The sequence below is a fragment of the Flavobacterium restrictum genome (assembly GCF_007097245.1).
Classification (GTDB): domain Bacteria; phylum Bacteroidota; class Bacteroidia; order Flavobacteriales; family Flavobacteriaceae; genus Flavobacterium; species Flavobacterium restrictum.
Window position 1 is genome coordinate 20,208 of record NZ_VJZT01000022.1, and the last position, 10,765, is coordinate 30,972.

The following is a 10,765-nucleotide window of genomic DNA, read 5'->3' on the forward strand; positions in this document are numbered from 1 at the left end:
GAATATTAATTAGAAAGTCAAAATTAAAAAAGGAGTTTAGAAAATTCTTTGCCAAAAAAAATAAAACCATTTAAAAATGCTGAACTACTGTTGCGGCAAACTGGATTCGAAATCTTTGAACTTTTTATCCAAATCTTTAAGCAATTGATTTTTTACGCTTTTTTCTTTAATAAAGCTATAGGTAATGCTGTTGTAGACAAATTGCTTAATATCGGCATAGGAAAGGGACTTGTATCTTTTGGCTAATAGCACATACTGTTCGGTTAAATTGGTTCTCAAAATCCCAGCATCATCAGAGCTAATAACAATTGGAACACCAAAATCTTTGTACAACAGTATGGGATGGCGGTTTTCTTTTACCTTCAAAATAAATTCATTACTAACCAAATTCATTTCGACTGCGATTTTGTTTTTGGTCATATAGCGCAATAAATCATAGGGTTTTTTCTCGTAAGCCAAATCCACACCATGCCCAATTCTATTGGCGCCAGCGGTATAAACCGCTTCGTTTATATGCCAAGTCAAATCTTCGGGAGGTACGAGTCCTAATGTTAATTCGCCAGCATGGAGCGCATATTTTACATTGGGAAATTTAGCATGGCAGTATTTAAAGAGCAACATGTGCAACTGATAATCTTTCATGGATGTCTCGCCATCTTCTGGCGATACAATGTTGACGCCCACAATTAATGGATCAGTATTGGCCGAAATAAAGGCAATAACAAGATTTTTGAACAAATCAATAGGTTCCATAAAACGCAAGACAAAATTTTGGTACCGCATGGTAAAACGCGAGTCGTCCATTTTTAACTCCTCATGAAGCGCATTTATAAATTCTGTGTTAAATGTAGCTGCGTACGTATTTGCACCTCTAGCAATCAGTTGATCGTACACCAAATCAAGCGCACGAAATAGGGCTTTCTCATCCTTAACAAGCATTAATTCCCTTAATTTCGAGGAGGTAATTGCTAAATCATCCGTATTCATATCACAAGGAATGGTGGATAATTGCGTTTCGATATAATTCACATTCTCAACGATAGCTCTGTTTTTTAGTTCTAATAATCCAGTTTTGAAAGTTGGTTTTGTTGCTGCCCAGAATTTATCAAAGGATTCAAAAAACAATTTGTCCGAAGGATAATCAACATTATTATAGTCTTTTACAGACCATTTGTGGAGTATTTGTTGCTTGTAGGTTTCTAATTCTCCTTTGCTTTTTAGGGAACTAAATTGCATCCAAGTTCCCGTTGCTTGTTTTTCCTTTTCAACCTGCATGGTCTCTAAATTCAAATATAAATTTTGCGCAATGGCATATTCCAAAAGCGGTTCTGCATAAATGGCTCCTGAATAATGATGGTGTAAATCGCCACCTTTGGGCATTTGTGCAAAAAAAGCAGTAAGCTCCGCTTCGTTATTCCTGATTTTTTCAAAATAAAGAGTGGCGTTCTGGCTAAAACCAATGCTGTATAAAGTTAAAAATACTAGCAAGAATAACTGTTTTAGGATGATTTTTGTCATTGTTGAGCGAAAATTAGGTTTTTATTTAGCATTCAAAAATACATAAATAAAAGGCATTACAATTCAAAAAAATGATGGTGCTATTCAACAATTCAATACCGCTTGTGGTACTTTCTTGCTTTCAATTCGTACTTTTGAAAATATTTAAAAAAAAATCCGAAAGGGAATCTGTTATGAAAATTGTAATCTCTCCAGCTAAATCTTTAAATTTCGATAAAACGCTCCCTGTTCAGCAACATTCAGAAGCTACTTTCTTGAAAGAATCCAGACTTGTTCATAGCGTTTTGAAACAAAAAACGCCCAATGAATTAGGACAATTAATGGCAATTTCAGATAAATTATCGGATTTGAATTGGCAGCGCAACCAAGCTTGGAAAACTCCTTTTTCGACTGAAAATGCCCGTCCAGCGGTGTACACTTTTGATGGTGATGTTTACACAGGACTGGATGCGTTTACCATTCCTGCTGATAAAATTCCCGTACTACAAGACCGTTTGCGAATTTTATCAGGCTTGTATGGCTACTTGAAACCATTGGATTTAATGCAAGCGTATCGATTAGAAATGGGGACAAAATTGCCTATTGGCGAAAGCAAAAACCTGTATGAATTCTGGAAACCAATAGTTACCAAAGCGCTGAACAAAGAATTAACCAAGGACGAATTGTTTATCAATTTGGCCAGCACCGAATATTTTTCGGTGATTGATGTAAAAACACTCAAAGTACCCGTAATCACCCCAGATTTTAAAGAATATAAAAACGGAAAACTAAAAATAATTAGCTTTTTTGCCAAAAAAGCTAGAGGAATGATGGTGCGGTATATTATTGATACCAATGCGCAAACTATAGATGATTTAAAAGGTTTTGATTACGAAGGCTATCAATTTGATGCCAATTTATCACAAGGAAATCATTTGGTTTTTACGCGATAGCGTGTTTTTTTAGCCAATAATAGCGAATCCTAAAACCGTAATGAATTGTATCTGGGATGATTTTTCGAAACGGCAATATTAAAAATCCGTTTCATCAGTGTTATTTTTGATAGCCATTTCATCAATTAAAAATTAATGCATTGCATCAGCGGGATTGATTTTATTTTTTGCTTTTTTTATCAAAAAGATAATGGGAATACACAGCAAGAACATAATTCCTAAATACAAGAAGATATCCATATAGGAGAGCACGGCACTTTGAGTCATGACTTTATACTCAATTGCTTTGTACGCTTTGGACAAGGCAATATTCTCGCTGTAGCCTTTGGACATAAATCCTTGTTGCAATTGATGCACCATTTTTTGGACTTCAAAAGAAGTGACGTCTAAATGAGTGACTAAATTAGCGCGGTGTTCTTGATTGAATCGAGCAATAAATGTGGTGATAATCGCAATTCCAAACGAACCTCCCAGTTGTCGCATCATACCAGTAAAAGCTGCTCCTTCGCCTATGTGTTTCCCCGAAAGGGTTGAAAGCGAAAGGGTCGTGATGGGTACAAATAGCAAACCTAATCCAACGCCTCTTAAAATCAAAGGCCAAAATAAATCTTGACCACCAGCATTGGGCGTAATAACATGTTGCATCCAAAAAGTAAAAAAGAAAAACATTAAGAATCCTAACGCCACCATATAGCCTTGCGGTATGCCACGTTGAATCATTTTACCTATAATAGGCATCATAATTCCAGTAGTTATAGAACTCGGAATAAGTAATAAACCAGCATCGGTAGCACTCCATCCTAGAACGGATTGGGTGTAAATAGGAATAATAAAAGTGGAGCCATACAAACCAAATCCTAGTATAAAACACATCACAGTCCCAATCCGAAGGTTGGAATCTTTCAGTACTTTTAGGTTGACTATGGGGTGTTTATAGGTCATTTCTCTCCATACAAATAGCAACAGACCAAAAACACAAACTACACTTAAGGTTACAATCAGGGCATCATTGAACCAGTCGTCTTGCTGTCCGTGTTCCAATACAAATTGCAACGAACCAATAAAAGATGCCAGAAAAACAATACCCCACCAATCGACTTGGCTGGCTTTTAGTTTTTCGCCAAATTTTGGACTTTTGACAAAAGTTACGGTCAGCAAAGTAGCCACAATACCGATAGGGATGTTGATATAAAAAATATAAGGCCACGAAAAATGATCCACAATATACCCACCCAATGGCGGGCCAAGTGTAGGGCCAACAATAACACCCATACCATATATAGCTTGCGCCATTCCCCTTTTGGCAATTGGGTAACTTTCGGTAATGATAGTTTGTGCGGTTACTAATAAAGCACCTCCACCAAGACCTTGAATGAATCGAAAAGCAACGAGCTCCCAAATATTAGTGGCATTGCCACACAAGAACGAGGCAACTGTAAAAATCACAATGGAAACTGCAAAATAATTGCGTCTGCCAAATTGTTGCGACAACCAACTTGTCATGGGAATAACAATTACATTCGCAATGGCGTAGGCTGTAATGACCCAAGCCACATCAGTAAGTGTGGCTCCAAGACTTCCTCGCATATTGTTTAGTGCCACGTTTACAATAGTCGTGTCTACAATTTCCAGCAGGGCACAAAGCACGCAGGTTATTGTAATAATTACTCTTCTAAATCCGTATTCTACTAAATCGTCTTGTCCTGTTTGTACCATTGTATACTTAATTCTAAACTACCGTTTGATGACACTTTTCTTAATCGATGCAACTACAGTTGTGTTATTCTAAATGAACATCAACAGCTACATTCATTCCTGGACGAAGTAATTTTATTTTTTCCGGATCGTTGGTTTTGTTTAAACTAATTTTTACGGGTAAGCGTTGGATTGTTTTTACAAAATTTCCTGTGGCATTATCAGGTGGTAATAGCGAAAATCTTGAGCCCGTTGCTGGCGAAAATGAAGTAACCGTTCCTTCAAATAAATAGTCAGGATAGGCATCAACTGTTACGGTTACTTTTTGGCCTACGATCATTTTGTTCAACTGTGTTTCTTTAAAATTAGCAACCACCCACGCTTCATTATTATTAATGATATAAAACAAGGATTGTCCTGGCTGTACTAATTGTCCTGGTTGAATGTCAATTTTTGAAACTTGACCATCAATAGCAGCGGTAATTACGGTATAAGTCAAATTCAATTTGGCAGCATCTAATAAGGCTTTGGCACGTTTGATATTGGCGGCAGCGACTTCCGTTTGTTTATTCGACACTTTAGATTTGGCTTCAATAACCGTTTTTTGATATTGACTTGCTTTTTCTTGCTGTTGCAAAATCCGAACTTGACTCTCGGCTTCTTGTTTCGCAGCGAGTGCTTGCTCGTATTGTTGCTTGGTTATAGTATGATTTTTATACAAATTTTCATAACGATTGTAATCGCTAGTGATGCGTCCCAATCTAATTTTGGCAGTTTCGATATTCCCTCCCGCTGATTGTACATTGGCATCCGAAACCGAAATATTAGCCAGTGCACTTCCAATATCCGCTTTTGAAACTTCAAAACTTCCCTCGGCGCCTACCATTGCAGCAGTAGCTTCTTCAATTTTTAGTTGGTAATCTCTTTTGTCAATCGTAAAAAGGGTGTCTCCCTTTTTTACATAATCATTATCCTTTACATACACTTTGCTGACATATCCAGAAACTCTCGGGATAATAGGATTCATGTTTTTTTCTATTTGTGCATCATCCGTTTGTTCGTGTGACAAGGAATGCATGTATTTGTAAGTTCCGTAAGTACCTCCTAAAACGATCAAAACCACTAGGATAATTATAAATTTGGCGTTTGTTTTTTTCTTTTCCATGTTGATGTATGATTATATTTTTGAAAGATTGAAGGTTTGTGATAATTGTCCAGTAACGGCAAGCAACTCATAATATTTTTGAATAATATTGGCTTTTGCTAATGCTTTATTGATTTTGGCACCCAATTGATCCACATCAGCTTCGAGTAAATCATTCGTGTCCGATAGTCCGTTGTCGTATTTGTCCTTTATTATGCGGTAATTTTCAGAGGATTGCTCTACCGCTTGCCCATAAACCACATCTTGTTTGAGTGCTAATTGATAATCTTCAATAGCTTTTTGCACTTCGACTTTAATATAATCGGTGAGTATAGCTTCGCTGTTTTGTGATTCTGTAGCTTTACTTTCGGCTACTTTTACGAGCGTACTATTTTTTAAAATGGCACTCAAATCGTAGGATACCCCGAGACCAATATTCATGGCATTTTCAACGGTTATCACGTTTTTTAAATTCAGGGCGGTATATCCTGCAATAAGTGTAAGGGTAGGGTAATAGGCTCCTTTGGCAATTTTTATATTCGATTGACTTGCTTTTCCTTGCAAGCGTACGGATTCTAAATCTTTACGATTTTGTAGTGCGGGTGCTTCGTCTTGAGGAACATTATCCATTCTGAAATTAGCAAAATCACTTTCTAAAACTACTAATTTGGTTTCGGGATCTAATTTTAAAAGTGTTACTAAATAGAAATTTACAATATTCAAATTGTTGGTAGCATCATCAATAGACAGCTGGATTTTTGAAACTTGTAATTGTGATTTCAGTAAATCATTTCGAGGAATGATACCGTTTTTTTCTAAATCGGTAAAATCAACCACACGTTGTTGCGCTCTTTTTTGGTTTTCTTTCAACAGTTCCACCGTTTTTTGAGCTTTATACAAACTAGCGTAGTAATTGACCACCTTCATCGCCACATCTTCTTTGGTTTGCAATGCCGATGCTGTTTCGGCCTCGTATAACGCATCGTGAAGTTGTATGCTATTTTGGATTTTGAACCCAGCAAATACAGGAAGACTTGCATTTGCCTGACCCAAGAGTAATTGGTCTACTTTTGGCGTACTTCCAGAACTAGAGGAACCTTGATTTATTTTCAAATCAACGTTGGCATTGGTCAATCGCTGGTATTGTCCCGATATTTTAAAATCAGGATATTGATTGTTTTTTGTAGCCGCAAGCTCGTATTTTCGAGTATTTACTTTGGTATTGGCTAACGATACTTCGTTGCTTTTGGTCCAAGCCAAATGAATGGCGTCTTCCAATTTAAGATTCGTTTTTTCTTGTGCTACGATCGAGGAAATTCCGACAAAGAAAATCCCAAAGAGCATGTATTTACTAACTTTCATAGATTAAAAGGGCTTTTATTGTTTGTTGAATGTGCTTTGTCAAATTGATTTTGATGTAATTATTATACAATTCTTCGGTATTGAGGTTCAATAAATTCTCGAAAAAAGGTTTGTTGATATGAAAATGAAAGTAAGTACCCAAGATTGTTGGGGTAATTAAAGGAATAATGACATCCTTCCTGAAAATCCCTTTTTTTTGACCCTCTTCAATAATAGTTTCCAATGATTTTAGATTTCCTTTTTTAATTTCGGCAAAAGCTTGAAGATTAGAATCTCTTTGTTTCGTTCCAAATTCAAAATGTACAATGCGATAAATACCTCTATTGCAATTAATTCGATGGATATAAAGTTCAATCAATCGGTTTATTTTTTCTATGGGTTCGATGCTTTCTTGAATTAAACTTTCCAGTTGGAGCTTTAAATCAGAGGTTTTGTAAACAATTAATGCCTCCAGTAAACGTTCTTTAGACCCAAAATAATAGGATACCATAGCGATATTTATTTTGGCTTCTTTGGCAATATCTCGAATCGATGTGCCGTCAAATCCTTTCTCGGCAAATAGCGTTTCTGCTACCTGAAAAATCTGAATTTGTTTCTCGTTGAAATCGGTTTTCAAGGGATGATTTTTTAATTGGTTTCAAAATTAAACAAGTGTTTAATTTAAACGGTTGTTTAAATATTAATTAACGTAATTTTAACATAATTTTAGAGCTAAAAAAAGCGTTAATTAACAATTCCTTTTGTTACAACAATAAATACACTTCAACAAAATAAAACAGAACGTTAAAGCAATCTTCATTGTTTTTCTTTTTTGTATTTTTGACACACTAAAAGCTATTATGGAAGAAGAAAAAGTAATATTGGTAACCGAACAAGACCAACAAATAGGGCTTATGCCAAAACTCGAAGCGCATCAAAAAGGGACTTTGCATCGCGCTTTTTCTGTTTTTATTTTGAATGATAAAAAAGAAATCATGCTCCAGCAAAGAGCGCATCATAAATACCATTCCCCGTTGTTATGGACCAATACCTGTTGCAGTCATCAACGAGATGGGGAATCCAACATTGCAGCAGGAAGTCGAAGATTGTATGAAGAGATGGGTTTCAAAACTAAAATCGAAGAACTTTTTCATTTTATATACAAAGCCCCTTTTGATAATGGTTTGACCGAGCATGAACTCGATCACGTCATGATTGGGTATTACAACGAAAACCCAATTATAAACCCAGAAGAAGTAGAAAACTGGAAATGGATGAAAATCGAGGAAGTAAAACAAGATATGCTGCTTCATCCTGATATTTATACCGTTTGGTTCAAGATAATTTTCGATAAATTTTATCATTTTCTAGAAGAACATACAATTTAACATTTTAGAATTAAAAATCTAAAATCCAAAATCTAAAATCCAAAATCAACATGAGAGTTACTATTTCTAGAAAAGCACATTTTAATGCCGCACACCGATTGTATCGCAAGGATTGGACTTTCGAACAAAATGATGCTGTGTTTGGAAAATGCAACAATCCAAATTTTCATGGGCATAATTACGAATTGATTGTGAGCGTTACTGGCGAAATAGATCCAGAAACAGGTTATGTTATGGATGTGAAATTTTTGACTGATATTATAAAGGAAGAAGTCGAAAATGAATTTGATCATAAAAACTTGAACCTGGATGTTCCTGAATTCGAAAATCTAAACCCTACAGCCGAGAATATTGTAGTGGTTATTTGGAACAAAATCCGAAAAAAAATCAAACCAACACTAAATCTAGAAGTGGTTCTTTATGAAACACCTCGAAATTTTGTAACTTATAAAGGAGTATAATGGCACTACAAGTAGGGGATGTAATTCCTCATTTTACAGCAAAAGATGCGCAGGGAAACGATTTTGATAGCCACCAATATATTGGCAAAAAGCCGCTTGTTATTTATTTCTATCCCCGTGACAATACGCCAGGTTGTACGGCACAAGCTTGCAGTTTTCGAGACCAATACGAGGATTTTACAGATTTAGGTGCCGAGGTTATAGGCATTAGTAGTGATACCGCTACTTCGCACGATGCCTTTGCTAAACGATACAAATTGCCTTTTATATTAATTGCCGATGTCGATAAAAGTATCCGAAAACGCTTTGGAGTACCAACGGGTTTGTTTGGCGTCATGCCTGGAAGAGTCACTTATGTAACAGATAAAAAGGGAGTAATCATACTGATTTTTGATAATAGTTTAATGGCTACCAAGCACATTCCCAAAGCATTGGCAGCTATTAAAAAATTAGTATCATAAAAGTTAAAAATAGTATTACATTTGGTATTGTATTTTTTAGAAATTTGAAAAAAAAATAACAATGCACTCAAAACTATATCCATTACAATTTGAACCCATTCTAAAAGATAGAATTTGGGGAGGAGAGAAGCTAAAAACAGTACTCAACAAACCAATAACGTCCAAAATTACTGGCGAAAGCTGGGAAATTTCAACCGTTCCAGGCGACATAAGTATTGTTGCTAATGGCGATTGGCAAGGCAAATCACTCAATGAAATAATTGACCTTTCTCCTGATGCAGTTTTAGGAACTCAAGTGCATGAGCGATTTGGCAAACAATTTCCATTGCTTTTTAAATATCTGGATGCGCGTGAAGATTTGTCTATACAAGTACATCCTAATGATGAATTAGCTCAAAAACGCCACCATTCTTTTGGTAAAACCGAAATGTGGTATGTCATGCAAGCCGATGAAAATGCGAGAATCATTGTTGGTTTTAAAGAAAATTCCAATGCTGCCGAATATGTAGAAAGTCTAAAAAACAAAAGCTTACTAACTATTTTAGACACGAAAATGGCTCAAGCAGGTGATGTATTCTTTCTAGAAACCGGTACAGTACATGCTATAGGCGCAGGTTTAGTAGTTGCCGAGATTCAGCAAACTTCGGATATTACCTATCGAATTTACGATTTTGATCGCGTAGACGCACAAGGAAACACAAGAGAACTACATGTCGATTTAGCTTTGGATGCTATCAATTATAATAAAGTAGAAACTCAAAAAGAGTATGCTAAAATCACTAATGAATCCAATACTGTTGTTGATTGTCCTTACTTTACAACTAATTTCATTCCTTTAGATGGAGTCGTAACCGTATATAAATCGGGAACTACGTTCACTGTTTATATGTGTGTGGATGGTTTTTTTGAAATCGAATACAACAATACAGTTTTTAAATATATAAAGGGAGATACCGTTTTGATTCCTGCAGGAATGAATACCTTTATTCTCAACGGAAAAGCTTCTGTTTTAGAAATTTATATTTCATAGCCGAGAATACAAAGATTATATGTACTTTTGCACACGCAAATTAAAATTTTAAAAAAAAATAAAAATGGCAAACGTTAAGAATTTAAAAAAAGACATCAACTACGTTTTAGGAGATATTATTGAAGCAGTTTACTTGTTTGAAATTTCAACTACAGGAAAACCAACTACCGAAACTAATGCTTTAATCGATGAAGCTATCGCTGCTTTTGATGGTTTAATCACCAAAGTGAACGAAAAGAAAGTTGAAAATAAAAAAGCACACTTCAAACAAATTAATGTTGAATTGGAACAAACTGCTAATCAATTGATTGCTAAAATCAACGAATTGTAGTAAAAAAAAGAGCAAAAAAAGTCTGAATTTATTTTGGAAAATTCAAATTCAGGCTTATATTTGCACCCGTAATGAGTCGCCAGCGTAGCTCAGTTGGCTAGAGCAGCTGATTTGTAATCAGCAGGTCGTGGGTTCGAGTCCCTCCGCCGGCTCTTTAATAAAACCGTAAGTGTAAAGCTTACGGTTTTTTGTTTTTACAGCAGTTTAGAATATATACTTAAGGGATCAATCTGGATCAATCCCAAAACCTGTAGAGCTATAAAAATTAAGATGGGATTCAAATTTCATCAGGAAATGTTGAATCATACAATAGGAGTGTCTCTCAAGAAACCCTACTCACCATATATAGACAACGAGGATTATTTAATCGAAACTATTTTGGTACGAGCATTTGAGTCGGGTCGTTTGCAAAACCAGCCACCAGCAGTTGCGATTGACTATGACAAACTAACCGAGTCGTGGAT

The 10,765-nt window shown here is 35.7% G+C and carries 11 protein-coding genes, 1 tRNA gene and 1 pseudogene; 8 read left to right on the top strand and 5 right to left on the bottom strand.

Annotated elements, in window-relative coordinates; translation table 11 throughout:
* Positions 1–84 precede the first annotated feature (84 nt).
* Positions 85–1,518 (bottom strand): amidohydrolase family protein, encoded by a 1,434-nt coding sequence (locus FNW21_RS14910; protein WP_144257552.1) that lies wholly within the window; start codon positions 1,516–1,518, stop codon positions 85–87.
* A 173-nt stretch (positions 1,519–1,691) separates the two neighbouring features.
* On the opposite strand from FNW21_RS14910, the gene yaaA reads away from it, so the two are divergent.
* Positions 1,692–2,450 (top strand): peroxide stress protein YaaA, encoded by a 759-nt coding sequence (gene yaaA / locus FNW21_RS14915; protein WP_144257553.1) that lies wholly within the window; start codon positions 1,692–1,694, stop codon positions 2,448–2,450.
* Between the two features lie 132 nt (positions 2,451–2,582).
* On the opposite strand, the gene FNW21_RS14920 is transcribed toward yaaA, so the two are convergent.
* The 4 genes from FNW21_RS14920 to FNW21_RS14935 form a co-directional block, all read right to left on the bottom strand.
* On the bottom strand, positions 2,583–4,166 hold the full coding sequence (locus FNW21_RS14920) for a DHA2 family efflux MFS transporter permease subunit (RefSeq protein WP_144257554.1): 1,584 nt from the start codon (positions 4,164–4,166) through the stop codon (positions 2,583–2,585).
* 64 nt (positions 4,167–4,230) lie between these two features.
* Positions 4,231–5,310, bottom strand: a complete 1,080-nt coding sequence (locus tag FNW21_RS14925) for an HlyD family secretion protein (protein ID WP_144257555.1) — start codon at positions 5,308–5,310, stop codon at positions 4,231–4,233.
* 12 nt (positions 5,311–5,322) lie between these two features.
* The gene (locus FNW21_RS14930) at positions 5,323–6,651 is read right to left on the bottom strand and encodes a TolC family protein (protein ID WP_144257556.1); all 1,329 of its coding nucleotides are present in this window, start codon (positions 6,649–6,651) and stop codon (positions 5,323–5,325) included.
* Positions 6,641–7,267, bottom strand: coding sequence for a TetR/AcrR family transcriptional regulator (locus FNW21_RS14935; protein WP_144257557.1), 627 nt, complete (start codon positions 7,265–7,267; stop codon positions 6,641–6,643). Before FNW21_RS14935 ends, FNW21_RS14930 begins: the two co-directional genes overlap by 11 nt.
* A 223-nt stretch (positions 7,268–7,490) precedes the next feature.
* Between FNW21_RS14935 and idi the strand changes: the two genes are divergently transcribed.
* The 7 genes and pseudogenes from idi to FNW21_RS14970 form a co-directional block, all read left to right on the top strand.
* On the top strand, positions 7,491–8,018 hold the full coding sequence (gene idi / locus FNW21_RS14940) for an isopentenyl-diphosphate Delta-isomerase (RefSeq protein WP_144257558.1): 528 nt from the start codon (positions 7,491–7,493) through the stop codon (positions 8,016–8,018).
* A 50-nt stretch (positions 8,019–8,068) separates the two neighbouring features.
* Positions 8,069–8,479 (top strand): 6-pyruvoyl trahydropterin synthase family protein, encoded by a 411-nt coding sequence (locus FNW21_RS14945; RefSeq protein ID WP_144257559.1) that lies wholly within the window; start codon positions 8,069–8,071, stop codon positions 8,477–8,479.
* Entirely contained in the window at positions 8,479–8,940 is a 462-nt protein-coding gene (locus FNW21_RS14950) for a peroxiredoxin (RefSeq protein ID WP_144257560.1), read from the top strand. Before FNW21_RS14945 ends, FNW21_RS14950 begins: the two co-directional genes overlap by 1 nt.
* Before the next feature lie 61 nt (positions 8,941–9,001).
* Positions 9,002–9,970 (top strand): type I phosphomannose isomerase catalytic subunit, encoded by a 969-nt coding sequence (locus tag FNW21_RS14955; protein ID WP_144257561.1) that lies wholly within the window; start codon positions 9,002–9,004, stop codon positions 9,968–9,970.
* A gap of 64 nt (positions 9,971–10,034) precedes the next feature.
* Positions 10,035–10,301, top strand: coding sequence for a hypothetical protein (locus FNW21_RS14960; RefSeq protein ID WP_144257562.1), 267 nt, complete (start codon positions 10,035–10,037; stop codon positions 10,299–10,301).
* A gap of 78 nt (positions 10,302–10,379) precedes the next feature.
* A tRNA-Thr gene (locus FNW21_RS14965) sits at positions 10,380–10,453 on the top strand.
* Positions 10,454–10,571: 118 nt separating this feature from the next.
* Positions 10,572–10,765, top strand: a pseudogene (locus FNW21_RS14970) (DUF4294 domain-containing protein); the annotation flags it as partial.